25 protein-coding genes are annotated in these 24,228 nt (G+C 64.5%); 18 read left to right on the top strand and 7 right to left on the bottom strand.

The genetic code is table 11. The annotated features are described in order from the left end of the window. Positions 1 to 55: 55 nt before the first annotated feature. From DRW48_RS13470 to DRW48_RS13480, 3 genes are read left to right on the top strand one after another with little or no spacing between them, the layout of a single operon-like run. On the top strand, positions 56 to 1,033 hold the full coding sequence (locus DRW48_RS13470) for an ABC transporter ATP-binding protein (protein WP_241963278.1): 978 nt from the start codon (positions 56 to 58) through the stop codon (positions 1,031 to 1,033). Next, positions 1,030 to 1,854 (top strand): ABC transporter permease, encoded by an 825-nt coding sequence (locus DRW48_RS13475; protein ID WP_114076874.1) that lies wholly within the window; start codon positions 1,030 to 1,032, stop codon positions 1,852 to 1,854. The genes DRW48_RS13470 and DRW48_RS13475 overlap by 4 nt, the downstream gene beginning before the upstream one ends. Continuing rightward, positions 1,851 to 2,648, top strand: coding sequence for a substrate-binding periplasmic protein (locus DRW48_RS13480; protein ID WP_114076875.1), 798 nt, complete (start codon positions 1,851 to 1,853; stop codon positions 2,646 to 2,648). The genes DRW48_RS13475 and DRW48_RS13480 overlap by 4 nt, the downstream gene beginning before the upstream one ends. On the opposite strand, the gene DRW48_RS13485 is transcribed toward DRW48_RS13480, so the two are convergent. Then, the gene (locus DRW48_RS13485) at positions 2,649 to 3,257 is read right to left on the bottom strand and encodes a site-2 protease family protein (RefSeq protein WP_114076876.1); all 609 of its coding nucleotides are present in this window, start codon (positions 3,255 to 3,257) and stop codon (positions 2,649 to 2,651) included. A gap of 436 nt (positions 3,258 to 3,693) precedes the next feature. Between DRW48_RS13485 and DRW48_RS13490 the strand changes: the two genes are divergently transcribed. The 7 genes from DRW48_RS13490 to DRW48_RS13520 all read left to right on the top strand — a co-directional run bounded on the left by DRW48_RS13490 (position 3,694) and on the right by DRW48_RS13520 (position 10,320). Continuing rightward, entirely contained in the window at positions 3,694 to 4,209 is a 516-nt protein-coding gene (locus DRW48_RS13490; RefSeq protein ID WP_114076877.1) for a cell wall hydrolase, read from the top strand. A gap of 438 nt (positions 4,210 to 4,647) precedes the next feature. Then, a complete protein-coding gene (locus DRW48_RS13495; RefSeq protein WP_114076878.1) occupies positions 4,648 to 5,895 on the top strand; it encodes an ABC transporter substrate-binding protein in 1,248 nt (415 codons plus the stop codon). A gap of 59 nt (positions 5,896 to 5,954) precedes the next feature. After that, positions 5,955 to 6,830, top strand: coding sequence for a carbohydrate ABC transporter permease (locus tag DRW48_RS13500; RefSeq protein ID WP_241963279.1), 876 nt, complete (start codon positions 5,955 to 5,957; stop codon positions 6,828 to 6,830). Beyond that, complete coding sequence (locus DRW48_RS13505; RefSeq protein ID WP_114076880.1) at positions 6,820 to 7,626, top strand: carbohydrate ABC transporter permease; 807 nt, start codon at positions 6,820 to 6,822, stop codon at positions 7,624 to 7,626. The genes DRW48_RS13500 and DRW48_RS13505 overlap by 11 nt, the downstream gene beginning before the upstream one ends. A gap of 17 nt (positions 7,627 to 7,643) precedes the next feature. Then, positions 7,644 to 8,396, top strand: a complete 753-nt coding sequence (locus DRW48_RS13510) for a glycerophosphodiester phosphodiesterase family protein (protein WP_114076881.1) — start codon at positions 7,644 to 7,646, stop codon at positions 8,394 to 8,396. Beyond that, positions 8,393 to 9,439, top strand: a complete 1,047-nt coding sequence (locus DRW48_RS13515) for an ABC transporter ATP-binding protein (RefSeq protein ID WP_114076882.1) — start codon at positions 8,393 to 8,395, stop codon at positions 9,437 to 9,439. Before DRW48_RS13510 ends, DRW48_RS13515 begins: the two co-directional genes overlap by 4 nt. Before the next feature lie 35 nt (positions 9,440 to 9,474). After that, the gene (locus DRW48_RS13520; protein WP_277870812.1) at positions 9,475 to 10,320 is read left to right on the top strand and encodes a MurR/RpiR family transcriptional regulator; all 846 of its coding nucleotides are present in this window, start codon (positions 9,475 to 9,477) and stop codon (positions 10,318 to 10,320) included. A gap of 197 nt (positions 10,321 to 10,517) precedes the next feature. On the opposite strand, the gene DRW48_RS13525 is transcribed toward DRW48_RS13520, so the two are convergent. The 4 genes from DRW48_RS13525 to DRW48_RS13540 are packed head-to-tail and all read right to left on the bottom strand — an operon-like array spanning position 10,518 to position 13,588. Next, positions 10,518 to 11,282 (bottom strand): amino acid ABC transporter ATP-binding protein, encoded by a 765-nt coding sequence (locus tag DRW48_RS13525; protein ID WP_114076884.1) that lies wholly within the window; start codon positions 11,280 to 11,282, stop codon positions 10,518 to 10,520. Between the two features lie 36 nt (positions 11,283 to 11,318). Continuing rightward, the gene (locus DRW48_RS13530) at positions 11,319 to 11,996 is read right to left on the bottom strand and encodes an amino acid ABC transporter permease (protein ID WP_114076885.1); all 678 of its coding nucleotides are present in this window, start codon (positions 11,994 to 11,996) and stop codon (positions 11,319 to 11,321) included. Between the two features lie 60 nt (positions 11,997 to 12,056). Continuing rightward, positions 12,057 to 12,839 carry an ABC transporter substrate-binding protein gene (locus tag DRW48_RS13535; RefSeq protein WP_114076886.1) on the bottom strand — a complete coding sequence of 261 codons (783 nt, stop codon included), beginning with the start codon at positions 12,837 to 12,839 and terminating at the stop codon, positions 12,057 to 12,059. 29 nt (positions 12,840 to 12,868) lie between these two features. Continuing rightward, a complete protein-coding gene (locus DRW48_RS13540) occupies positions 12,869 to 13,588 on the bottom strand; it encodes a GntR family transcriptional regulator (protein WP_114076887.1) in 720 nt (239 codons plus the stop codon). Positions 13,589 to 13,653: 65 nt separating this feature from the next. On the opposite strand from DRW48_RS13540, the gene kynU reads away from it, so the two are divergent. Together kynU and DRW48_RS13550 are read left to right on the top strand one after the other, a co-directional pair. After that, positions 13,654 to 14,880: a kynureninase gene (kynU, locus tag DRW48_RS13545; RefSeq protein ID WP_114076888.1), complete on the top strand. Its 1,227-nt coding sequence runs from the start codon at positions 13,654 to 13,656 to the stop codon at positions 14,878 to 14,880. Between the two features lie 23 nt (positions 14,881 to 14,903). Further along, a complete protein-coding gene (locus DRW48_RS13550; RefSeq protein WP_199286109.1) occupies positions 14,904 to 15,641 on the top strand; it encodes an SDR family NAD(P)-dependent oxidoreductase in 738 nt (245 codons plus the stop codon). Here the strand turns inward: DRW48_RS13550 and DRW48_RS13555 are convergent. After that, on the bottom strand, positions 15,638 to 16,351 hold the full coding sequence (locus DRW48_RS13555) for an N-acyl homoserine lactonase family protein (RefSeq protein WP_241963280.1): 714 nt from the start codon (positions 16,349 to 16,351) through the stop codon (positions 15,638 to 15,640). The genes DRW48_RS13550 and DRW48_RS13555 overlap by 4 nt on opposite strands. An 86-nt stretch (positions 16,352 to 16,437) precedes the next feature. Here DRW48_RS13555 and DRW48_RS13560 point away from each other — a divergent pair, with 86 nt between their 5' ends. Continuing rightward, complete coding sequence (locus tag DRW48_RS13560) at positions 16,438 to 17,562, top strand: aminotransferase class I/II-fold pyridoxal phosphate-dependent enzyme (protein ID WP_114076891.1); 1,125 nt, start codon at positions 16,438 to 16,440, stop codon at positions 17,560 to 17,562. 129 nt (positions 17,563 to 17,691) lie between these two features. Here DRW48_RS13560 and DRW48_RS13565 read toward each other — a convergent pair whose 3' ends face one another. Next, the gene (locus DRW48_RS13565; protein WP_114076892.1) at positions 17,692 to 18,471 is read right to left on the bottom strand and encodes a class I SAM-dependent methyltransferase; all 780 of its coding nucleotides are present in this window, start codon (positions 18,469 to 18,471) and stop codon (positions 17,692 to 17,694) included. A 96-nt stretch (positions 18,472 to 18,567) separates the two neighbouring features. Between DRW48_RS13565 and DRW48_RS13570 the strand changes: the two genes are divergently transcribed. The 5 genes from DRW48_RS13570 (at position 18,568) to DRW48_RS13590 (ending at position 24,114) form a co-directional block, all read left to right on the top strand. After that, positions 18,568 to 19,683, top strand: coding sequence for an ABC transporter substrate-binding protein (locus tag DRW48_RS13570; protein ID WP_114077578.1), 1,116 nt, complete (start codon positions 18,568 to 18,570; stop codon positions 19,681 to 19,683). Then, complete coding sequence (locus tag DRW48_RS13575; RefSeq protein ID WP_114076893.1) at positions 19,683 to 20,741, top strand: FecCD family ABC transporter permease; 1,059 nt, start codon at positions 19,683 to 19,685, stop codon at positions 20,739 to 20,741. The genes DRW48_RS13570 and DRW48_RS13575 overlap by 1 nt, the downstream gene beginning before the upstream one ends. Next, positions 20,735 to 21,517: an ABC transporter ATP-binding protein gene (locus DRW48_RS13580; RefSeq protein ID WP_114076894.1), complete on the top strand. Its 783-nt coding sequence runs from the start codon at positions 20,735 to 20,737 to the stop codon at positions 21,515 to 21,517. The genes DRW48_RS13575 and DRW48_RS13580 overlap by 7 nt, the downstream gene beginning before the upstream one ends. 135 nt (positions 21,518 to 21,652) lie before the next feature. Continuing rightward, positions 21,653 to 22,975 carry a cation:proton antiporter gene (locus tag DRW48_RS13585; protein ID WP_114076895.1) on the top strand — a complete coding sequence of 441 codons (1,323 nt, stop codon included), beginning with the start codon at positions 21,653 to 21,655 and terminating at the stop codon, positions 22,973 to 22,975. A gap of 194 nt (positions 22,976 to 23,169) precedes the next feature. Continuing rightward, complete coding sequence (locus DRW48_RS13590; RefSeq protein WP_114076896.1) at positions 23,170 to 24,114, top strand: formylglycine-generating enzyme family protein; 945 nt, start codon at positions 23,170 to 23,172, stop codon at positions 24,112 to 24,114. Positions 24,115 to 24,228: the final 114 nt, after the last annotated feature.

Here is a 24,228-nt window from a genome sequence, read left to right on the forward strand (position 1 = left end):
GCGCCCCCGTGGAGCTGGCGGGCGGCACCATCTGCCCGGCAGCCGGCAACCTGCCGTGAAGGGTGGGATCGTTGCCTGCGATGTCGGCAAGCGCTTCGGACGGACGCTGGCGCTCGACAAGGTATCCCTGACCGTCCAACCCGGTCAGTTGTTCGCGCTTCTCGGGCCCAACGGCGCGGGCAAGACTACCCTTGTGCGGATTCTTACTACCCTGCTGCGGGCCGACAGCGGCACTGTTCTGGTGGACGGCAAGGATGTCGTGAAGCAGGCACAAGCCGCACGCGCCAGCATCGGAGTGGTTTTTCAGGAGCCGAGCCTTGATGACCGGCTGACGGTGGGCGAGAACCTAGATTTCCACGGCCGGGTATATGGCGTTCCGGGACCGCTGCGTCGCAAGCGCATCCACCAGATGCTGGATTTGGTCGAGTTGACCGATCAGCACGATCGACTGGTGCGCACGCTGTCCTCTGGCATGAAACGCCGCGTCGAGATTGCCCGAGCGCTGATCCACGACACGGCCATCCTGTTCATGGACGAGCCGACGGTGGGGCTCGACGTCCAGAGCCGCGCGCGGATCTGGGACTATATCGCGCGCCTGCGTGACGAGCGTGACCTGACAGTGGTGGTGACCACCCACTACATTGAAGAGGTCGCGGGCTGCGACCGCGTTTGTATCATCGACCAGGGCAAGGTTCTCGCCGCCGACACGCCCGCGGCTTTGCGGCGCAGGTACGGACAAGTTCTTTTGCGGGTCACACCGCGTGACGAGGAGACCCGGGCCCAGATCCTTGCCCTGGTCCCCGACGCCGCCCTGGATTCCCAAGGCTCGATCATCCTACCTGTCCCCGAGGAAGGTTTCGTCGACCGCTTTCTGGCGCGGTTCGGCCCGCATATCATCACCATGCATCTCGATGAGGCGACGCTCGAAAGCGTGTTCCTGTCCCTGACCGGGCGCGAGATCCGCGAGCGCGCGCCAAGCCCGCGCGAAAGGACCTATGCCTTCGCCCAACAAGGCGGAGAGCACACGCGATGAAGGCCGCCCGCTTCCACGCCATCCAGGTATCCGGGCTCTACGCGATCTGGCTGCGCGAGGTGAAACGCGCGATCCGCGATCGCGGACAACTGATCGGCGGGGTCAGCCGGCCGCTGCTCTGGGTGCTGATCCTCGGCATCGGACTAAACCCCTACTTCCGGGGCGAGATCTATGGCGAGGTCCGCTTTGTCGTACCCTACACCTATCTGCAATTCATCTTTCCGGCCGTCATCGCCCTGAATATCCTCTATACCTCCGTGCAGTCCGCGGTGTCGGTGATCTGGGACCGCCAATTCGGTTTCATGCGTGAGGTGCTCGCCTCGCCGCTCTCGCGCGGTACGATCCTGCTGGGCAAGGTCCTGGGCGGCACCACGGTCGCGATGTTCCACGGCGCCATCGTCCTCGTGCTGGCGCGCTTTGTCGATGTGCCGCTGGCGCCCTGGGACGTCCTGCGGGCACTGGGCCTGATGTTCCTGATGGCCTTTGCTCTGACCTCTCTCGGTATCGTGCTGGCCAATCGCGTGCGCAGCTTCGAAGGCTTCGGCGTGTTCTCCAATGTCGTGATCCTCCCGCTTTACTTTACCTCGTCCTCGATCTTTCCGCTCGACCCGGCACTGACGGGCGCTCAGATGCGGATCGTCTATCCCGAGTGGCTGGTGACTCTCGTGCGCCTCAACCCCATGACCTATGCCGTTGATGCGCTGCGGGGCGTGCTGATCCATTACAACCAGTTCGATCCGCATTACGGACCGGCGGTCCTGATTGCGATGGCGGTGGTATTCTTCGTCATCGCGCTGGGGGATTTCCGGAGACTGGAATGAGCAGGTGGCGCCGCGCCTTTCGCGATCTGTCACCGCTTGCTCTGACCGCTGGGCTGCTCGCCGCGGTCTACCTGCTGCCGCCCGACACGTCGCTCGCCGAGGTCCGCCGCCTTGGCGCGCTCGATGTTTGCGTCCCGCTTTCCTATCCGCCGCTCGTGACTGGCGATGCGGGCCGGCCTGGGTTCGAGGTCGAACTGCTGCAGCAGGCCGCGCAGCGCATGGGATTGAGGCTTACGCTCAACACGGTTCCGGCGATGGGCGAGAGCTTCAATCCGCGTAGTTGGCGGATCACGAGGGCGCGCTGCCATGTTGTTGCTGGCGGGGTGACGGATACGCCGGCGACTCGGTCTTTTCTGGACCTGACGCTGCCCCATGCGCAAACCGGCTGGGGGATGATGTCGCCACGCGAGGATGTCGGACTCGAGGGCCGCTCCGTAGGGGTCCTGATCGATTCCTCGGGCGCGGATAGGCTGGCAGTATCGTCTGTCTTGCGCAACGCGAAAGCCCGGCCCCAGTTGTTCCGCAGCCCTGATGCGCTGGTCAAGGCGCTTTCCGCCGGGAGCATCGACGTCGCGATCGGGGATCGGTTGCTGCTCGATCAGATAGCGAGCGGGCATGGTTGGTCGTTGCGCCCAGTTCCCGGCCTGCCGGCGCAGCAAGGGCTGGCCTTCGGATTGTGGAAGGGCGATCTCACACTTAAGCGAGCGCTGAACGCTGCACTGGCGGACCTTGATCGCGACGGCACGACCGACATGCTGAGGCAAAAGTACCTCGGCGCGTTCACGGGCGCCTGATCAGCCCCCGACGATAGCCCGCGTCAGCGTCCTCATGAGCGGCGCGAGAAGCCCCCCGGCCAAACCGCTGCCGATCAGCACCGTGGCAAAGGCGTAGGGAAGGATGCGTGGCAAGCGCGCGTTCGGCAGACGATGCGGAAAGGCCACGCTCAGGAAGTGCGCGCCGGTAAAGGGCGGCGCGGGTACAAGGTTGATGGCGGCGAACGCGATCGACTGCGCGGCCAGCATGACCAGGAAAGTGGACAAGTTGAGAGTCAGGCTGCCCGACTGCATCTGGATCAACGGCTGTCTGGCGAAACTGGCGACGGCGGCAAGGCAGAGGATCGACACGATGCCGCACGCGGCGACCAGTCCTTCGCCAAACCGACCCTGACGCATCAATTGCGGGTCCAGCACGATCGGGCGGATCCAACCAAAGCCAAAAACGACCATGCTGATCGCACCCACCGGGTCCATCTGGTCGAAGGGATTGAGCGAGCGGCGCCCTTCATAACCCGGTCCGGGGTCACCCGCATATCCCGCCGCCGCCGCCAAGACGAAGCCATGGATGGCACAAATGATGGCGGTTGCCGCCAATCGGAAAAGCAGGTCCTGGATCGAGATATTCACAACCACGCCCCGCCTCTCTCCATCAAGGCCCAGCTCCAGAGAATGCCTTACATTTGGAGAGATTGCGACTGCCGCGCGCGAAGGATCGCTACCGCCAGAACCATCCGCCCCGACACTCCCACTTGCCGCTGCCCGAGGGTGTTTGCCATTTTGACCAGATGTTATCCGGGGGCACCGGATGCGGCCAGTCAGTTGCCACGAGCCAGCGACGCTGCACCCATTCGGCTGACCCCACGGTCGCGCCAGCACTCTGTCGGCCGGCCTTTCGCTCAGTCGGCGATCCAACCGGCCAACCGCCCCGCCCGACCTGGTGCGCGAAACGGCGTGGCTCTTTCACTTTTCGAGAGCACGCAAATTTTCTCGATACTCGCCGCGATCTTGCCGTCCGGCCCCATCTCGGCCAAGCTGCAACCAATAATAAACAAAAGAGCAGCCCATGAAATCTCGTCGTCCTGCCCGGAGCATCGTCCTGGTGGCGATCATGCTTGCGAGCCTGTCCGGCTGCGGCATGTTCAAGCGGCACTCCGAACTCGAGTGCATGGAGCGCGCGATGGCGTTCGAATCCAACCGCTCCAGCCGGGACGGGATGGTCGCGGTCGGCAGCGTCGTGATGAACCGGGTCGCATCCGGCAAGTACCCCCGGACCGTCTGCGGTGTCGTCTCGCAGCGAAACCAGTTTGCCCCGGGGGTGATGACGCGCAAGATGGACCGGCGCTCGGCTCCCATGGTTCGCGAGGCTGCCGCTTCGGTTCTGCGCGGCGAGCGCCATCCCATGATCGGCAATGCACAGTTCTTCCACGCCGCAAATTACCGCGCCGGCTACAACAACATGCATTATGTGCTGACCACCGGCGGCAATGCCTTTTACGAGCGGCGCCGGCCCGAACTGGTGACCCAGCCGTATCCCGCCCCGCCGATCGAGGGGATCACCCCCGCGGGCAAGATCAGGTAGTTTATCGCTAAGGGCGATCAACCTGCCTTGGGCCATTAGCTCCCGAAGGACGAGAGGTTACCCTCGGCGTCGCTTCAGACGAACTCCCGGTTGCCATAGTCGCGATCGAACCAAATCGTCCCGCGTCAACTCGCTGGCGCGCAGCAGCGGGCCGTTCTGCATTATCCAGCTCATTCATTCGCGCCGCTGTTGCGCCAGCTTCGTCGTGGGTCCCAGTTCCCGCGCGTGATAATCCCGCGGCAGCAGGGATCGCGGTTCCGGAGGCAGACAAAGCTGCTGTTCGTCGGAGTGGGACCGCTCTGGCGATTATGCAGCGGCGGCCGGGGCTACCCGACAATCCTCGCCCACACTTCTTCATCAAACCTTCACCTCGGGGCCACCCAAGCGTCACCTCGGGCGGCCATAGCGCCTGCAAGAAAAATTGCAGGAGTACCGAACATGCTATCGAAACTGCACATCGCGGGTCTTGTCGCACTGTTGTCGACAACCGCCGCACACGCCGACGTCACGGTCAAATTCTGGCACAGCTTTGGCGGCAAGTCGGGCGAGGCGCTGGCGTCCATCATCGAGAAATTCGAGGCCGCAAATCCCGGCATCAAGATCGATGCCCAGCATATCGGCAATTACGAAGAGATCGTCACCCAGCTGCAGGCGGCCATCCCGGCAAAGCGCGGACCCGACGCAGTGGTGATGGAGGTCACGCGCTATGGCCTGTTTGCCGAGCGCGGCGTGCTGGCCGACCTGACGGCTTACCTGGATGCCGACCCGCTCAAGGACAACCTCTACCCCTTTGCGAAGGAGATCGGGATCTACAAGGGCAAGAACTATATCGTGCCCTTCAACTCCTCGACCCCGGTCACCTACGTCAACCGGGACATCTTCAAGCGCGCCGGCTTCGCAGAGTTGCCGCCGCTGACCGCCTTTGACGAGGTGTTGGGAGCGGCGCAGAAAATCATGACAGAGTTGGGGGACGAGGGGATTCGCGGCATCGCGGCGCCCGGGCAGTTCACGCGCTGGGCCCTGGTCATGGGCAACGGCAGCGAGTTGATCGACCGGACGACGAACGAAATCCTGCTCGATTCGCCCGCCACGATCGATGCCTACGAATGGATGTCGTCGCTGGTGCACGAACATGACGTCGCCTCGCCCGACACCGTGACAAACGAGGATGCGGGCGACGAGGCCTTCCTTGCCGGAAAGGTCGGCATCATCTTCAACTCGACTGGCAACTTTGGCGGTAATTACAAGGCGCTGGGTGAAAACCTCGGCGTTCTGCCGATGCCCTGCAACGACGGTTGCTCGGTCCCCATCGGCGGCGCGGGGATCGGCATCCTCGAGAGCGCCAAGCCTGAGGTCAAGGACGCTGCCTACAAGTTCATGAGCTTCGCGGCCGGTCCTGAATCGAATGCCTCATGGTTCGCGGCCACCGGCTACATGCCGATCAACCGTCTGACCGCCGAGCAGCCTGCCGCCATTCAGGCGATGGCCGATCAGCCTGGGATCGACGTCGCAATCAAGCAACTCGACGTGGCGCATGGCCGAGCTCGCCCGCCGGTCGTCACGTGGATGCGTACCAACGAGTACGATCTGTGGCAGGCGATGGCGCTGGGAAAGCGCGGGGTCAAGGACGTGCTGACCGACTTTGCGACCCGGACCCGGGCCGAGGCTGATCGTCTGAGCAAATAACGCTGACCTCCAACCAGGCGGGCCCGAACTCTCGGGTCCGCCATCGTTTCCCGGAATCCATGCCCATGCAGCGCAAGCTGACACCCTATGTCCTAGTGGCACCGCTGATCATCCTGATGGCGATGTTCACCTACATTCCCATCCTGACGAGCCTAAACCTCAGCTTTCGGGAATGGGACTTCCTGTCCTCGGAAAAACCCTGGGTCGGGCTCGAGAACTATCAGCTGCTGTTCGCCTCGCATGACTTCAGGAACGCGCTCCGGGTTACTGCGCTGTTCGTCCTGATCTCGGTTCCGATGCGGCTGGCGCTCGCGTTGGCGGCAGCCAGCTTTCTGACGCGGCAGACGCCAGCCACCCGCATCATGCGCGGCGCGCTATTCCTGCCGGCGGTCACATCGACGGTTTCGATCGGGGTGGTCTTTTCATGGGTGTTCGCGACGGACCAGGGTCTGGCGAACGCCGCCCTCGGATGGTTCGGCGCCCCCCGCATGCGGTGGTTGCAGGATCCCGCGCTAGCGCTTGGGGTGATCGTCTTCGTCAACACCTGGAAGCAACTGGGCTACGACGTCATCATCTACATCGCCGGCCTGCAGGCAATTCCGCCCGAACTCTATGACGCAGCCGCCGTTGACGGCGGCAGGCGCTTTCACGTCTTTCGCCGTGTGACCGTGCCACTGGTCATGCCGACGACCTATTTTCTGCTCGTGATCTCGGTGATCGAGGCGTTCCAGATCTTCACCATCGTCGATGTGATGACCCATGGCGGCCCGGCAGGAGCCACGAACATGCTGGTCAACGAGCTCTACAAGGTAGGCTTCAATCTCTTTGACATCGGCCAGGGCTCGGCCTTGGCGGTAATCCTGTTCGTGATCCTCGTCGGTCTGGCGCTGGTGAAGTCGCGGATCATCGGGGGACGGGTGCATTATGAAGCGTAGTAACCTCTGGACCGCGCTCGCGGTTTGCACGGCGCTGATTTTCCTGTCGCCCGTGCTCTATTCCGTCTGGATGTCCTTCCAGACCTCTGACGCCTACTACACCGGCGGGATCGAGTTCACTTGGGACAACTATGGCCGCGCGGTCGGCCAATACGGCTTTGCGCGCTATCTGCTGAACAGCATCGTCGTCTCGGGCATCGTCACGGTAGCCGGTCTGGTGGTCGCGGTCGCGGCGGCTTTTGCCTTCGCACGCTTTACCTTCCCGGGGGGCAGCCTGATGTTCGCGGCGACCGTCGCCACGCTGATGATCCCCAGCCACATCAGCCTGATCCCCAACTACCTGACCCTCGCGAGGGTCGGCCTGCTGGACAGCTACGCAGGCTTGATCCTGCCGTCGATCGCTAGCGGCTTCGCGGCATTCTTCCTGCGCCAGTACATCCGCGGCATCCCCGTGGCACTGGACGAGGCCGCCTACATGGACGGCGCGACGCCCCTTAAGGTCCTTTGGCGCGTGATCGTCCCAATCGCCCGCCCGGCCATCCTGTCCATGGGTTTGTTCATCTTCATCGCGGAGTGGAACAACTACATCTGGCCGCTGGTCGCGGTCGGGAAAACCGAACTCTACACGCTGCAGGTCGGGCTCGCGCGTCTCTACCGGATCAACCCGGGCGAGGGGTTTCTTGACTGGCCGCTGATCATGGCCGCCTCGACCCTGACCATCCTGCCAGTGCTGCTCGGCTTCCTGCTGGTGGAGCGCCAGCTTGTGAGCGGGATCACGATGGGCGCTGTGAAATGACGAAAAGGACGAGTGAAATGACCCGCATTGCATCCCATCGCGGCGGCACACTGGAGTTCGGGGATAGCGCCCCGGCGGGTTTTGCCGCCACCGCGCAGATGCCGCTGGAGGAGGTCGAGTTCGACGTCCACCCCACCCGCGACGGCGAAATCATCGTGCACCATGACGCGACGCTGGACCGGACCACCGACCGCACCGGCGCCATCGCCGAATTGCCTGCGGCCGAGGTGCTGTCAGCTCTCATTAACTATGGACAAGGCGGCCATCCGCTGACGCTTGCCCAACTGTGCGAGGTGTTCGAGGGCAGCGCGGTCGCCTTTCGCTGCGAGATCAAGCCCGGCGCGGACGGCAGGCCCTATCCCGATTTCGTGCCCCGAGTTGTGGCGACGTTGTCGGAAAAAGGGCGTCTGGAGACCACCGTGTTTTCGTCCTTCCTGCTCGACTCGCTGACCGAAATCGCGGCAGCCTGCGACCGACCGCGCCTGTGGCTGGTCAGCCCGCCGGTGCTGATGCAGCTCGGGGCCGAGGGCGTGATCGAGATCGCTCGCAGCCGCGGCATCCCCGAGGTCAGCGTGCACATTGATCAGGCCGACGCCGTGCTGATGGCGCAGGCACAGGCAGCTGGGCTGGATTTCGGCTGCTGGGCCGCGCACTCAGCCGCGCAGGTCTGCCGGGCGCTGGACCTGGGGGTCAAGGTCTTCACGACCGACCGCCCCTCGCTGGCGATCGCGCTGCGCACCCGTCACCTTCGTCGCGAGGATGTCCAATGAGCGCGATCACTCTGCGGGACATCCGCAAATCCTATCCCCACGGGCCTCAGGTTCTGCACGGCATCTCGCTGGGCATCCACCCGGGCGAGTTCGTCGTCATTGTCGGCCCCTCAGGCTGCGGAAAATCCACGCTGCTGCGGCTGATCGCCGGGCTCGAGAGGACGCAAGAAGGCGACATCCTGATCGACGCCCAACGCGCGAACGATCTGGCGCCGCAGGACCGCGACATCGCGATGATCTTTCAGAACTACGCCCTCTATCCGCATATGACCGTGCGCGAGAATATCGCCTTCGGGCTGGAACTGCGCGGGATGCCGCGCGTCCAGCGGCAGGCTCAGGCCGAGAAAGTGGCGGCAATGCTGCAACTGACGCCCTATCTGGACCGCAAGCCCAAGGCACTCTCTGGCGGGCAGCGCCAACGCGTCGCGATGGGACGCGCGATGGCGCGGAATGCCTCGATTTTCCTGATGGACGAGCCGCTGTCGAATCTCGACAATGCGCTGCGCGTCACCATGCGGACCGAGATCAAGCAGCTGCACCGGCAGGTCGGGGCGACAACCGTCTATGTCACCCATGACCAGACCGAGGCGCTGTCACTGGCGGACCGAATCGCCGTCATGAAGGACGGCCACCTGCAGCAATTCGACACGCCCAATGAGATCTACGACCGGCCGGCCAACATGTTTGTCGCCGGCTTCCTCGGGGCGCCGGGGATCAACTTCGTCCGTGCCGACGAGGTGCCCGATTATGCTGGTCCGACTGGGCTGGTCGTGGGTCTGCGGCCCGAGACGCTGAAAATCAGCGCCACGCAACCGCATAGCCCCGCTGTCCGCGGAAAGGTGCTGCTTTCCGAGATGTCTGGCGCGGAAGTCATCCTGCACTGCGACACCGACCTCGGCAGCCTCACCATGACCGGTCCCCGCAAAGCCCTGCCGTCCAACCTGGACGAGGTCTGGGTTGGCATCGATATCGCCGAGGCGCTCTATTTCGACGCGTCCTCGGGCATGCGGGTCCCCTCGCCCGAGGTGAGGGTGTCCGCTTGAATATCCCCGCGCCGCTGCCGCGGGCATTGGGGGATTTGGTCGCCGATCATGCCGAACGGCTGACCGACGCCGATGCGCGGATCGTCGACGTCCTGATGCAGGATCCCATGCGGGCGGCGATGGAAAGCGGCAAAGAGGTGGCCGAGCGCGCAGGCGTTCACCCCGCCTCTGCGGTTCGCCTCGCGCGCCGGCTCGGCTTTGACGGTTACCCCGAGTTTCGCGCCTTCCTGCAAGCCAGCCTGATCGACAGCGCCGACGGCGATTTCGACAGCGGGGCCGCCCGTGTCGCGGCGCGGCTCTTGCGCGCTCCGACAGGTGGCCTGCTATCGTCCATCCTGGACAGCGAAATCGCTGCATTGCAGCAGCTTCGCCACACGGTCGGCGACGACGATATCCGCGGGTTTTCTGAATCGCTGCGCGACGCGCGGCGGATTTTTGTCTACGGGCTCGGCCACGCCGCTAGCTTGTCGGCCCTGATCACCCTGCGTCTTCGGCGGTCTGGCTATGACGCGCTCGACCTCGCGGGAATGCCGGACCTGGCCGAGACCCTGAACCGGATGTCCGCGGATGACGTCCTTTGGCTGACTTCCTTTCGCGAACCGCGGCCGCCGGTCCTCGCGCTGCGCGAAGTCGCGGCGGCTCGGGGTACTGACTTATTGCTGCTCAGCGACGCGAGCGGGCTGAGGATCAAGCCCGCACCCCAACGGCGGATCATCGTCTCACGAGGCGGAGCCGGTCACTCGCAGTCGCTACTGGTGCCGATGACCGTGGCCAATGCGGTGATCCTCGACCTCGCCGCGATCGACAACGGCCGCTCGGTCCAGGCGCTGCGGGAGTTTAGGAACTTTCGCGCGCGACTCGCGCCTGCCGTGCCCCGATGACGCGGACAAGCAATGCATTGAAACCCCAATGGGATCGCGTCAGGACGCAGCTTTCACGGCTGGGCGCGCGCAATTTGGCTTCCCTCTTGGGATCGCAATTTACCCATGATGTCGATCACGACTGTTCGAGTGGGGGATGGCAAGCCAGCAACTCCTACCCAGCGAGCAGCACTTGGCCGAACTCGCAAGATCCGCGCCTAATGCCCAACGATCTGGCTGAGAAACTGCTGCGTCCGAACGTTCCGCGGCGCGGAAAAGAACGTGGTCGGGTCGCCCTCCTCCGCGATCACGCCGCCATCCATGAAGATCACTCGGTCGGCAACCCTCCGGGCAAATCCCATCTCGTGGGTGACGCAGAGCATGGTCATGCCCTCCTCCGCCAGTTCGATCATGGTGTCGAGCACCTCCCGGATCATTTCCGGGTCCAGGGCCGAGGTCGGCTCGTCGAACAGCATGATCTGCGGCTTCATGCATAGGGCGCGGGCGATCGCGACCCGCTGCTGCTGTCCGCCGGACAGCTGCCCGGGGTACTTTCCTGCCTGCTCTGGGATCTTGACCTTGCCGAGGAAATGCATGGCCTCCGCCTCGGCTTCCTTACGGGATTTCTTGCGCGTCCATTGTGGCGCCAATGTGCAGTTTTCCAGGACCGTCATGTGCGGGAACAGATTGAACTGCTGAAAGCACATCCCGACCTCGGCCCGGATCCGGTTCACGTTTTTCATGTCGGCCGTCAGCCGCGTTCCGACCACGTCGATGGTGCCCGATTGATGGTCCTCAAGCGCGTTGATGCAGCGCACGAGGGTGGACTTGCCCGAGCCGGAAGGGCCGCAGATTACGATCCGCTCGCCGCGTTTCACGTTCAGGTTGACATCCCGCAGCGCGTGGTAGGCGCCGTACCATTTGTTCAGGCCAGAAATCCGAATGACGGCGTCCGGCTCGTCATTTGTCGCAGCGGCGTTCATCTAGAAGGCTCCTTTGAAACTGGCCGGCATGGCCAGTCACGTCGTCCTGCCGTCGTTGCGAAATTTTGTCTCGAGGTAGGACACGAGGCGCACCGCCGGCAGCAGCACGATCAGATACATGATGGCCGCCGCGATCAGCGGCGACGGGTTCGCGGTCAGCGCCTGCGCGTCCGTCGCCTGCTTCAGCAGATCGGGCATCGCCACCACCGAAGCCAGCGAGGTGTCTTTCGCGATGGCGATGGCATTCGAGGTCTGGGGCGGAATCGCGATCCGCATGGCCTGCGGCAGGATAACCTTCCAGATCGTGACCGGAAACGACAGCCCAAGCGCCGCGGCAGCCTCGGTCTGGCCGCGGGGGATGGCCTGAATGCCGGCGCGAAACACCTCGGCGGTAAAGGACGAGAAGACAAGGCCCAGCGCCAGCGTCGCCGCCATGAAGGCATTCAACCGGATGCCGATGAACGGCAGGGCGTAATAGATGATGACCAGCAGCACCAGGATCGGGATTGCCCGGAACAGATCGACATAGGCGATGGCGAGGCCGCGAAAGAACTTGGGCGCGTAAAGACGAACGAGGCAGATCAGCACGCCCGCTATTCCGCCGGCGACAATGGTCGTCGTTGCCAGCGCCACCGTATTGCCGCTGCCCTTCAGCAGCATCGGATAGATACGGAGGATGACCTCCGCATTCAGGAATGTGCTAATGAAATCCATCGAAGGCCGTTGTCCCAGGGTATGAGTAGCGCGCCGGCATGGGCCGGCGCCGCCGGGTCGTCACTCTGCCTTGGGCAGGGGCAGTACTGTTACGGTCGACGTGCCTGCTGCCGGCGCCACGCCAAGCCATTTTTCGTGGATCTTTGCGAGGGTGCCATCCTCCTTAATTGCAGAAACTGCGGCGTTCACCTTTTCGAGGTGCTTGGAGCCCTTGGGCATCATGATGCCAAAGCGGTCCCCGGTCGGGATCGTCTCGAGGATCTTGAGATCGGGCATCTGCCGGAAGGCATACTGGTATCCCGCAAGGTCCCCGACCGCCCCGTCGAGGCGACCCGCGCGCACGTCCAGCAGCAGGTCCTGTTGCGCCGTGTATCCGCGCACATTGGCGAAGCCGACCTTTTCGGTGTTGTCCTTGACCCAGTTCTCGGCCACCGACGAGGACAAGACGCCCACGGTCTTGCCCTTCATGTCGCCCATGCCGGCAACCGCGCTGTCCTTGTTGGCGATCAGTGCGAGGTCGCTGTCGTAATAGCCTTGGGTGAAATCCTGGCTGCGCAAGCGCTCGTCCGTGATCGTGATGGTCGAAATCGCCATGTCGATGCGACCCGAGGAGATCGCAGCAAAGAGCGCCTGGAAGCCGAGGTCCTTGAACTCGATATCCATACCGATGCGCTTGCCGATTTCGTTCACCAGATCGACCTCGAACCCCTCAAAGGCGCTCTGCTCGTTCTTGAACTCCCACGGCGGGTTGGCCGGGTAGGCGCCAACGGTCAGCGTTTCGGCAGCCGCGGTTTGGCCAAGCATCGCTGCCGCGACCATCGACAGCACAAACTTCATCTTCATCGCAGTTCCTCCCCTTTGGTTCTTGTCAGTTAGCCGTCGCCGCGATTCACGACCGAGCGATAGATCGACATGGTGATTTGCACATGCTCGTCCAGCAGCGCGCTCGCCGCGTCCTGGTCGCGGTCGAGCGCGGCCTGCATCAGCTTGGTGTGGTGCTCATGCGAAAGCGCCGCGTGGAGCAGGTCCAGTGTATCGTCCGAATGCCGCCCCTCGCGATCCGGATTGATCGAGTCCGGGTGAAACAGCAGCGCCTGGTGGTGACGTTGAAGCTGCTCCAGCGTCACGGCGTAGAATGACCTCAGCCAGGCGGACAGACCGGCTGCGATCAGCCGCATGTGAAAGCTGTCATGCGCGTCGATCCAGCGCTCGCGGTCTGCAACGGCCTCGCGCCCGATCGGCTGAGGGGTGTGCATCAGGCGATGATGCGCGGCGACCAGGTCGGACTCCCACTCCATACCGCCATGGATGATGGATTCCCGCAGCAGCTGCTGTTCCAGCGACAGCCGTGCGGTTTCCAGATCGCTCAGTTCCTCGAACGAGACCGCGGCCACGCGCCAACCGCAGTTTGGGCTAGCCACGACGAGTTGCTTTTCCTCAAGCCGCGACAAGGCCTCGCGCAGCGGCGTCGCGCTGATGCCATGCGCCTTCGCCAGGGCCGCAACCCTCAGCGGCGCGCCGGGCGCGTGTGTGCCATTGAGGATCGACCTCCTAAGCACATCGTAGGCGCTATCTGTTTTTCCAGGCTTCATGCGATCTTGAATATCATATACGATTTGCGGTATCCACGACAAAATATGCTTTGGATCGGGAAGCCATGACGCACAGTTCCCCCGTGCCGGCCAACGGCGAAACAGCGCCGCTGTATCGCCGTCACCGCTTTTTGCTCGCGGACGATGTCACCTATCTGGATGGCAATTCGCTAGGCCCCCTGCCCAGGTCCGTGCCCGACCGCGTCGCGACCGCCGTGCGGGACGAATGGGGCGATTCGCTGGTAAAGGGCTGGAACGACGCCGGATGGTTCGGGCTACCCACCAAGGTCGCGCGGCGCATCGAACCGCTGATCGGTGCCGAGTCGCAGACGGTCTCGGTGGGCGATTCGACCTCGGTGAACCTATTCAAGGTTCTCAGCGCGGCGCTCAAACTGGCAGGGCCACGCCGCCGCATTCTCTCGGATGCCGGCAATTTTCCCAGCGACCTCTACGTCGCGGACGGGTTGACCCGGCTTGTCGAGAGCGGGTTTCACGTCACCGCCCTGCCCTGCGAAGATGTCGAGTCCGCGATCGGCGACGACGTCGCCATCGTCATGCTGACCGAGGTCGATTACCGCACCGGACGGCGGCGCGACATGAAAGCGGTGACCGAGGCCGCGCATGCATCCGGTGCAATCATCATCTGGGACCTGGCGCATTCCGCCGGCGCATTTCCCGTCCGGCTGGCCGATTGTGGCGCGGATTTTGCGGTCGGCTGCGGCTACAAATTCCTGAACGGCGGCCCCGGCGCGCCGGCCTTCCTATACGTCGCGCCGCGCCACGCCGATGCATTCACGCCGGCCATCGCGGGTTGGATGGGTCATGCCGACCCTTTCGCTTTCGACTCGTCCTACCGCCCAGCGGCCGGAATCCAGAAAATGCAGGCCGGGACGCCGGCCATCCTGTCACTGACGGCGCTGGACGAGGCGCTGACCCTCTATGACGATGTCGACCTGTGCGAACTGCAGGCGGCCTCTCAGAAGTTGGGCGATCTTTTCATCGAGGCTGTCGAGACACGCTGCCCCGATCTGGTCCTGGCATCGCCGCGCGCGGCGGCTGAGCGCGGCAGCCAGGTCTCGTTCCGTCACCCGCAGGGCTACGCGGTCATGCGGGCGCTGATCGACCGTAACGTGATCGGCGATTTCCGCGCGCCCGACATCCTGCGCTTCGGGATCACTCCGCTCTACACGAACGAGGGCGACATCCGCCACGCCGCCGACGTCCTCTATCAGGTCCTGCGCGACCGGCTGTGGGATCGCGAGGCGTATCGCGTCCGCGCCGCTGTGACATGACAACCACTGGGGAGGATTCTGCCATGACGAAACAACGTGTCGCGGTGATCACGGGCGCGGCCGGAGGCATGGGCCGTGCCATCGTGGCGGCGCTGCTGCGCGACGATATTCGCTGCTATGGCCTCGACATCGAGGGCGACGCGCTTAGCGGGATGGCGGCCGAAATCGGGCCCGAGTTCGTCGGGCTGCGCGTTGACCTGACCGATCCCGCGCAGATCCGGGCTGCCTTCGAGCGCATCGCCAGTGAAGCAGGCGGCGTCGATATCCTGGCCAACAACGCCGGCACCTGCCTGATGTCCGAGTTTCCCGACATCCCGCCTGCAGAGCTTGACCGCCAGATGAGCCTGAATTTCTCGTCGGCGTTTCACTGCTGCCAGGCTGCGATCAAGCTGATGCAAAACCGCGACGGCGTAAGGAAGATCATCAATATCTCGTCGAATGGCGCCTATAATTTCGACGTCTTTGACCCGCCGCATTACCGGGCCAGCAAGGCGGCACTGGACACGCTGACCAAGGATCTGGCCCGACGTTTTGCGCGCGACAAGATCGCCGTCAACTCCATCGCCCCGGCCATGACGGAAACGCCACTCTTCAAGGTCGTCAGCGACGAGGTGTTGCAGGCGGCGATTGCTCAAATGCCGCATGGCCGCGCCATGCAACCCGCCGAGGTCGCGGAATGGGTACGTTTTCTCGCGTCCCCCGCCGGAGATATCTCCAGCGGGAACGTGATCATTCTCAATCAGGGCCGCGATGTCCGCTAGCCGTAGAAATCGGGCGCCTTGCGCAGCTTCGGCCATTGCTCGGGAGAGTGGCCGTAAATGACAAAGGCACCGCTTTGTTCGGCCCGCTGCATCAGGCGCGATCCGCTTTCGCAGGCCCGCGCAACGTCCCAAGAGCCGCCGAAGCCTTCGTCGATCTCGGACGGCCGCGAAATGGCATCGCCGGTGATCAGGACGGTGCCAGTTTCGGGCAGGTCGACCTCGATCGCGAGTTGGCCTGGCGCGTGCCCCGGCACATGCAACACCCGGATCCCAGGGCCAATCTCGGTATCGGCATCGATGAGCAGATATTCTCGGTCAGGCCAGTCGAACGGACGGAGATCGCCCCAATACGATGGACGCTCCAGCGCGCGCTCGGCCCGGGACATCAGAATTGGGCGTCCCGGAAAGTCCGCGATGCCGCCCACATGGTCGATATGGGTGTGAGTCATGATCAAAATGTCCACATCGGCCACCGCGATCCCGGTCAATGCCAACTGCGCCGGGGGCAGATTCCGTTCCGTAAGATCGAGCACTTCCCCGAACTCACCAAGCCGATCTTCGGCTGAGGAGGCCGCGAAGTCATAAGCATATTTCCGCGGAAATCCTGTATCGATCAGAATATTCTCGCCGGCGGTCGTGCGGATCAGAAAACCACATATCCCGATAACGCGACCATTTGCGTGGACCTTGAATAAACCATAGTCCAGCACATATAATTCTTTTGGCGGTGACTTTATGTAAGCCTCTGTTTTCACTTTTTAATCTCCTTTCTCTTCTTTATGAAAACGGGCCGGGCATGAAAGTCAAGATCCATACGCTTTTTCAATATCTGCTCAACACGACCGAAGCTGCCCCCAAGGCCATAGTAGGATTCTCGCTGGCGCAATCGCCAAAACTTGGCGAGTTTCTGGGGGCGCTCGATCCGCAATTGCCGCTCGACTGGAACGGCAAATCATTTCGCGGCCTTCCCCGCCTGCGCGATCATGTTCTGCGCGAGACCGGACTGGCCGGGATTTGCGAGCCGGACGATGTCCTGATCACGGCCGGCGCCGCCGAGGCCAACTACCTCGCGATCATGCAGTTGCTGGGTCCCGAGGACGAGATCGTGATCGAGACTCCAGGCTGGCCGCAGGCCGAGGTCTTGGCCAAGGCGGTTGGCAGCACCATCCGGCATGTCGTGCGTCGCAGCGAAGATGGCTGGCGTTTCCCGATGGAGCAACTGGTCGATCAAGTTAGTGAACGGACGAAGATAATCTTTGTCACCAACCCGAACAATCCGACCGGCCAACGCTTTTCGGAAGACGAACTGGTGGAGTTGGTCGAACAAGCCCGGCGCGTCGGCGCCTGGCTGATCGTCGACGAGGTCTACGCGGGGCTCGAATGGGAAGGCACCCGGTCGACGTCCATCGCGGCGCTATACGAGCGGGGCATCACAACTGGCAGCGTGTCCAAGGCGCTGGGCCTGCAGGGGCTTCGCACCGGTTGGCTGATCTGCCGCGACCGGCAACTGGTGATGGACGCGGTGATCCGGCGCGAGAACTCCAGCGAGATCATGAACATCATGGGCGAGGTGATTGCCGAGGTCGCAATGCGTCCCGACCGCTTTCGCGCCGCCATCGGCAAGGCGCGCGCCGACGGGCTTGCCAACCTCGCCCGGTTGGACGCCTTCGTGGAGCACGAGCCGCGGCTATCCTGGGTGCGTCCCCGCGCGGGGTTGATCGGCCTGGCGCGCCTAGATGCGAACACCGACGGCGACGAGTTCGCAAGGCGGCTGCTGGCCGATCCCTACCGCACCTTCCTGCTGCCCGGCAGCGCCTACGGCCAGCCCCAGCACATCCGGATCGGGGTCGGAGGCGGTGAGGAAGTTAACCTTGATCTCGGCCTCTCCAGGGTCAGCGAGTTGCTGAAAGTCATCGACTAAACGAGCGGGTGCCCTTACTCGGCGAGGCAATCAATCAACCGTGATCAGTCCCGATCCGCTTTGACTGTGGGTCTGGCGCGCCGTTCACATCCAATAGGTCGACCGCCAGTCCTGCGAAGCAACCCCGCCCTAGCGCGCCGGCCGCGTAGCCGAAATCGCATAGCGGTGCTGTGTCTGCCGCTTGAGGCCATGCAGGAACCCGGCGTGGCGGCCGATCATCCGGTTGATCGGCCCCAGCCCGCGATCCACTGTAACCTTGGTGAAGCCTGCCGAATGCAGCATCCCTGCAACTACTTCGGCCCGGGCGCCGTCATGAAAATGCACCCGGCGGAGGATCGATCGGTGCTGTGCGGCGAGGTCGGGATCTGATGACCCGCCGGACCCCGGCGCGATCCGCCGCTCGATCCAGTTCAGCAACCGCGCGGCGCGTCCCGCCGAGACGAAATCGCCGTCGATGATCAGCAGCCGGCCGCCCGGCCGCAGGATGCGCCGCCATTCCGCAAACGCCGCCGCAGGATCTACCAAGGTCCAGACAAGGTGCCTCGTCAACAGCACGTCGTGGCTGGCATCAGGCTCCATCGTTATTTCGGCATCGGCCTGCCGGAAGGTGATCGCCCGGCCCGCGTTCCACGCCTTGGCGCGGGCGATGCCCAGCATCGGTTCGGACCAGTCGAGGCCCGTCACCTGGTAGCCCAGATCGCACAGCAACCCCGACATCTCGCCGGTCCCGCAGGCCAGGTCCAGCGCGCGCCCGCCCTGGCCCGGTCCCAGATGGCGGATCAGAAGGTCCTGCCATGCCTTGCGCTCGCCAGGGGTGGCGATGCCGTGGCCGGGCGCGGCGTCGAAGCTGGGGGCGCGAGCAGACCAGTAATCACGGATCTCGTCGCGCAGGGTGGCATTCGAAATCATCGTCTCTCCACGGCTGAACTATACCCCGACTATTAATGTTGACAAGAATAGTAAACAATGAAAACCGAGGCGAAAGAGACCAGCAGGACCAACAGCATGAACACCCTTCTTTCCACGGCGCTTGTCACCATCATGGCCGCTTTCCCCGCACTGGCCGCGCCGACCACGGTCACGGATATCGCCGGTCGCCAGGTCGAGGTCGATTTGCCCGTTGATCGCGTGATCCTGGGAGAGGGCCGTCAACTCTACGTCGTCGGTGCGCTGGACAAGGAGGCCCCGTTCGGCCGCGTCGTCGGCTGGCGCGACGACCTCAAGAAGAACGATGCAGGCACCTGGAACGCCTACAAGGCGAAGTGGCCCGCGGCCGATGCGCTGCCGACCTTTGGTGGGGTCAAGGACGGCACCTTCGACGTGGAACAGGCCGTCACGCTGAAGCCGGATGTCGTGATGATGAATATCGAGGCCAAGGTTTCGACCGAGGAATCCGGCGCGATCGAAAAGCTGGCAGCGGCCGGCATCCCGGTTGTCTATGTCGATTTCCGTGAAAAGCCGATGCAGAACACCGAGCCGAGCCTGCGCCTGATGGGTCAGCTTTTCGACCGCGTCGAAGTGGCGGAAGAACTGATCGCCTTCCGTGCCGGCATCCTCGCCGATGTCGAAAAGCGCCTCGCCCCGGTCGCCGCCCGGCCCAGCGTCTTTATCGAGCGCGCGGGCGGCTATTCCGACGACTGCTGCATGTCCTTCGGCGACGAGAACTTTGGCCGCATGGTCGAGATTGCGGGCGGCACCAACATCGCGAAGGATATCATCCCCGCGACTTTCGGCACCGTGAACCCCGAGCAGATCATCGCTGCGAATCCTGACCAGATCATCGTGACGGGCGGCGAATGGGAATCCTCGGTACCCGGCGGTGCCTGGGTCGGCGTCGGCCCTGGCTCGGACATGGCCAAGGCCAAGGCCAAGCTGGCCGCGCTGATGGAGCGCCCGGCCTTTACCGGGGTCAAGGCGGCCGAGGACGGGAACGTTCACGCCATCTGGCACCAGTTCTACAACAGTCCCTACCAGTTCGCCGCTGTCCAGCAGCTCGGCAAATGGCTGCACCCGGAGGCCTTTGCGGATGTCGACCCCGACGCGACGATGGAGGCCTTCCACGAGAAGTTCCTGCCGATTGCCTATGCGTCGGGATTGTTCGTCTCGCTGAAGGCTGAGTGATGGCTGCGCTCGAGGGCATGGAGGGCGCCGGGGCGACGGGGTATCGCGCCCTCGCCTCGCGGCGGGTGGCGCTGCTCGGGCTGATCCTGCTGGCCCTCGTGCTGTCGATCGGCTTTGACATGGCCCTCGGGCCGGCCAACTACACGCTGTCCCAGGTAGTCGCGGCGCTCGTCGATGCCGACAATGTCGATGTCCAGCAGCGGGTGATCGTCTGGTCGATCCGCATGCCCATCGCGCTGCTGGCGGTGGTCACCGGCGCCTCTCTGTCGGTCGCGGGCGCGCAGATGCAGACGATTCTCGGCAACCCGCTCGCCAGCCCGTTCACCCTTGGCATCTCGGCCGCAGCCAGTTTTGGCGCGGCCCTGGCGATCGTCGTAGGCGTCGGCGTGCCCGGCGCGCTTGCCTGGGCGGTACCGCTGAATGCCTTCCTGATGGCCATGGGCGCGTCGCTGATCATCCACTTCGCCTCCGGCATGCGCGGCGTTGCGGTCGAAACGATCGTCCTGCTGGGCATCGCCCTGGTCTTTACCTTCAACGCGGCGCTGGCGCTGATGCAGTTCCTCGCGTCCGAGCAGGCGCTGGGGGCGGTCGTCTTCTGGACCATGGGCAGCCTGACCAAGGCAACCTGGCCCAAGGTGGCCATCATCGCCGCGATGCTGGTGCTGGTCCTGCCGCTGCTGATGCGCAAGGCCTGGGCGCTGACCGCGCTTCGGCTGGGCGATGACAAGGCGGCAGCGATGGGCATCAATGTGCGCGGGTTGCGGTTGCAGGTGATGATCCTGGTCGCGCTGCTAGCCGCCGTGCCGGTGGCCTTCGTCGGTACCATCGGCTTTGTCGGCCTCGTCGGGCCGCACATCGCGCGTATGCTGGTGGGCGAGGACCAACGCTTCTTCCTGCCAGCCGCCGCGCTAGCTGGTGCGGCGATGCTGTCGGCGACCTCGGTGCTTTCCAAGATGCTGATCCCCGGCGCCATCCTGCCGGTCGGCGTGGTCACCGCCCTGGTCGGCGTCCCGTTCTTTATCGTTCTCATCTTCACGAGCCGGAGGCGCGCATGGTGACGCTGTCCCTGCAGGACGTTGGCGCGCGGTTCGGCCGGCGCGAGGTCCTGTCACAGATCTCTGTTCCCTGCATCAATGGGGGCGGGCTGACTGCCGTCGTCGGCCCCAACGCGGCCGGCAAGTCCACGCTGTTCCGCCGCATCGCCGGGATCATGCCCGGTTCGGGGCGGGTCCATGTCGCAGGCGCCAGCCGTGGCGGCATCTGCTACATGCCCCAGGACACAGCCGCCAACGCCGTGCTGACCGTGTTCGAAAGCATCCTGTTGGCCGCGCGCGGCGGCTCGGGCCGCTGGCGGGTCAGCGAGGCGGAACTCGCGCGCATCGACCAGGTCATGGCCCTGCTGAACATCGTCCCCCTCGCCTTTCGCAACCTCGGCGAGTTGTCGGGCGGGCAGCGCCAGCTGGTATCGTTGGCGCAGGTTCTGATCCGCGAGCCGGACGTCCTGCTGATGGACGAGCCGACCTCGGCGCTGGACCTGCACCGCCAGATCGAGGTTCTGGAACTGGTCCAAGGCCTCGCCGCGGAGAGCGGCATGGTGGCGATGGTGGCGCTGCACGATCTGAACCAGGCGCTGCGCTATTGCGACCAGACGCTGGTCATCGCCGACGGCCGCCTGAAAGCAGCCGGGCTGACGCACGAGGTCGTGACCGAGGCGATGCTCGCCAGCACCTATGCCGTCGCCGCCCGGATCGAGCGCTGCCGTCACGGCCGTCCGCAGCTTATCGTGGACGGCGCCCTGCATGACGAGCACGGCCGGGACATCCGCGCTGCATGAGGCGACGCGGACCGACGTTGGACAGGCTCTGCGCCCCCCGGGCGGCGCGGGCACTGGCCTAGCAGGGTTGACGCGCCAGCCAGCGGTCCCGACAAAGCAAGCCCGCCCCACGGCGGCGAGGGCTTGGCGCGCGACATGCTAGACACCAGCTACGAACTGTTCCTCGCCATGCTCGGCTTTGGCATTCTCGCTGCGGCGATCGCGCCGCCGCTGATGCGCCGTCTGTCGCTCAACCTGCCGCTATCGCTGCCGATCGCCTGTCTCGCGGGGGGCATCCTCGTCGGGAACCTCTTTGTGGTGCCCCACCTCGACGTGATCGCGCAGGGCGCCATCGTCCAGCGTGTGACCGAGTTGGCCGTGATCCTGTCCCTGACCGGCGGCGGACTGAAGATCGACCGCGCCTTCAACTGGCGCGGCTGGGGATCGGCCTGGCGGCTGCTGGGAATCACCATGCCACTCTCGATCGCGCTGCTGGCGCTTGCTGGCTGGCTGATCCTCGGCCTGCCGGGGGCGGTCGCGTTGCTGCTTGCGGCCTGCATGGCCCCAACCGACCCAGTCCTGGCCGCCAGCGTGCAGGTCGGCCCACCAGGGCAGGAGGAAAAGGAGGATGAGGCGCGCTTTGCCCTGACCGCCGAGGCCGGCCTGAACGACGGAGCGGCGTTTCCGTTCGTCCACCTCGCGCTCGCGGCCGCGGCCGCGTTCTCGGGCAATCTCGGCACTGCGGGCGATGCCGGGCAGTTCACCGGGCCGGTGATTGCCACGTGGTTCACCGAAGACGTGCTGTGGAAGATCGTCTCAGGCACGGTCGTGGGTGTGCTGATCGGCTGGCTGCTGGGGTGGGTGGTCTTCCGCCTCGCCCCCCGGCGCGGCGTCGCGGACGCATTCCTCGCCGTCGGCCTGACCCTGTTCACCTATGGCCTCACCGAAGTCACGGTCCACGGCTACGGCTTCATCGCGGTATTCGTCGCCGCCCTCAGCTTTCGCCGGTTCGAGCGCCATCACGAATTGCACAGCGAGTTGCACCACTTTGTCGAGCAGACCGAGACGCTGTTCCTGGTCGCCGTGATGTTTGTCACTGGCATCGCCATCGCGCAGGGGCTGCTGGCGCCGCTCGACTGGCGCGGATACCTGGTCGCGGCACTGTTCCTGCTCGCCATCCGGCCCGTGGCCGGGTGGGTGGCACTGGCCGGCGCGCGCCTGCCGACGGCGGAGCGTTTCGCTGTCTCCGCCCTCGGCATCCGCGGGGTCGGCTCGTTCTACTACCTCGCCTATGGTCTCGCCCATGCGCCATTTTCGGTCGAATCTGGGCGCACGCTCTGGGCCTTGGCCGGCCTGATCGTCGCCGCCTCGGTCGTGCTGCACGGCCTGACTGCGCCGAGGATCATGGCCGGTCTTGAGCGCGGGACACAGTTGGTGGGAACGCGGATTCGCCCGCTGCTGCGGCGACGCGGTCGCTGAGGGCACAGAAACGCCTCATTCCCTCAAGTGCTGCATGTGCCACCTCCCGCTATGGGCGGTAACGGGATCCGCTATCGGCACCACCAACTCAGGACCGGCCATGCCTGCGGTAGCCGATTTGGCTTTCGCGCCTTGGCCGCGGCACGTCCATCGCGCAAGCTGGGGTCCGTTCCTCAGCCAGCCGGAAATCCGCGATGAGCCAGACCCCCTGCAGCCGATGCGCCCCGGCGATGGTCGGGCCGACCGTGCCCGCGGCGGCAGCCCCCCTGCCCGCGCCCGACCCCGTCCAGCACCATGACGTCGCCGTCCCCGCGGGCACGTTCCGCATGGGCGATGCCTTCGGCGAAGGCTATCCCGCCGACGGGGAGGGTCCGGTCCATGCCGTCACCCTGCCCGCCTTTCGCATCGATGCCGAAGCCGTGTCCGTCGCCCGCTTCGCGGCCTTCGTCGAGACGACCGGCTACCTGACCGAGGCTGAACGCCACGGCTCCTCGGCCGTGTTCCACCTCGCCGTGCAGGCCGCGCGCAAGGATGTCGTCGGCTCCTTCGGCATGCCTTGGTGGCTGGCCGTGCGCGGCGCCGACTGGCGGCATCCGTTCGGTCCGCTGTCGGGGATCGACGGTGCGATGGATCATCCTGTCGTCCATGTCAGCCACAACGACGCGCTCGCCTATTGCATCTGGGCCAGGCGCGGACTGCCGACCGAGGCGCAATGGGAATATGCAGCGCGCGGCGGGTTGGCCGGGCAGCGCTACCCCTGGGGCAATGAGCTCACACCGGACGGCACGCACCAAGCGAATCTCTGGCAGGGCGTCTTTCCGACCTGGAACTCGGGCGATGACGGATCGCTCGCGACTGCGCCCGCGCGCAGCTTTGAGCCCAACGGCTTCGGCCTCTACCAGCCGGCGGGAAACGTCTGGGAATGGTGCGCCGACTGGTTCGATCCGGGCTACTACGCAGTCTCGCCTGCAGTCTCTCCGCCGGGCCCCGAGACAGGGACAGAGCGTGTCATGCGCGGCGGCTCGTACCTCTGCCACGCCTCGTACTGCAATCGCTACCGAGTCGCGGCGAGGACAGGCAACGCGCCAAATTCCTCTTGCGGAAACATTGGCTTCCGAACGGTGGGGCTGCCCGGTTGATCATCTTGATAAAGGCTCTGGCGCGGAACATCAGTCCTACCCGAAGGCAAATGTCATAACCTATTGACCGACTCAAAAGGAAATGCCTGACTGCACCCGTCTCGCCCTGGGGAG

It is taken from the genome of Paracoccus suum (genome assembly GCF_003324675.1).
GTDB classification, from domain to species: Bacteria; Pseudomonadota; Alphaproteobacteria; order Rhodobacterales; family Rhodobacteraceae; genus Paracoccus; species Paracoccus suum.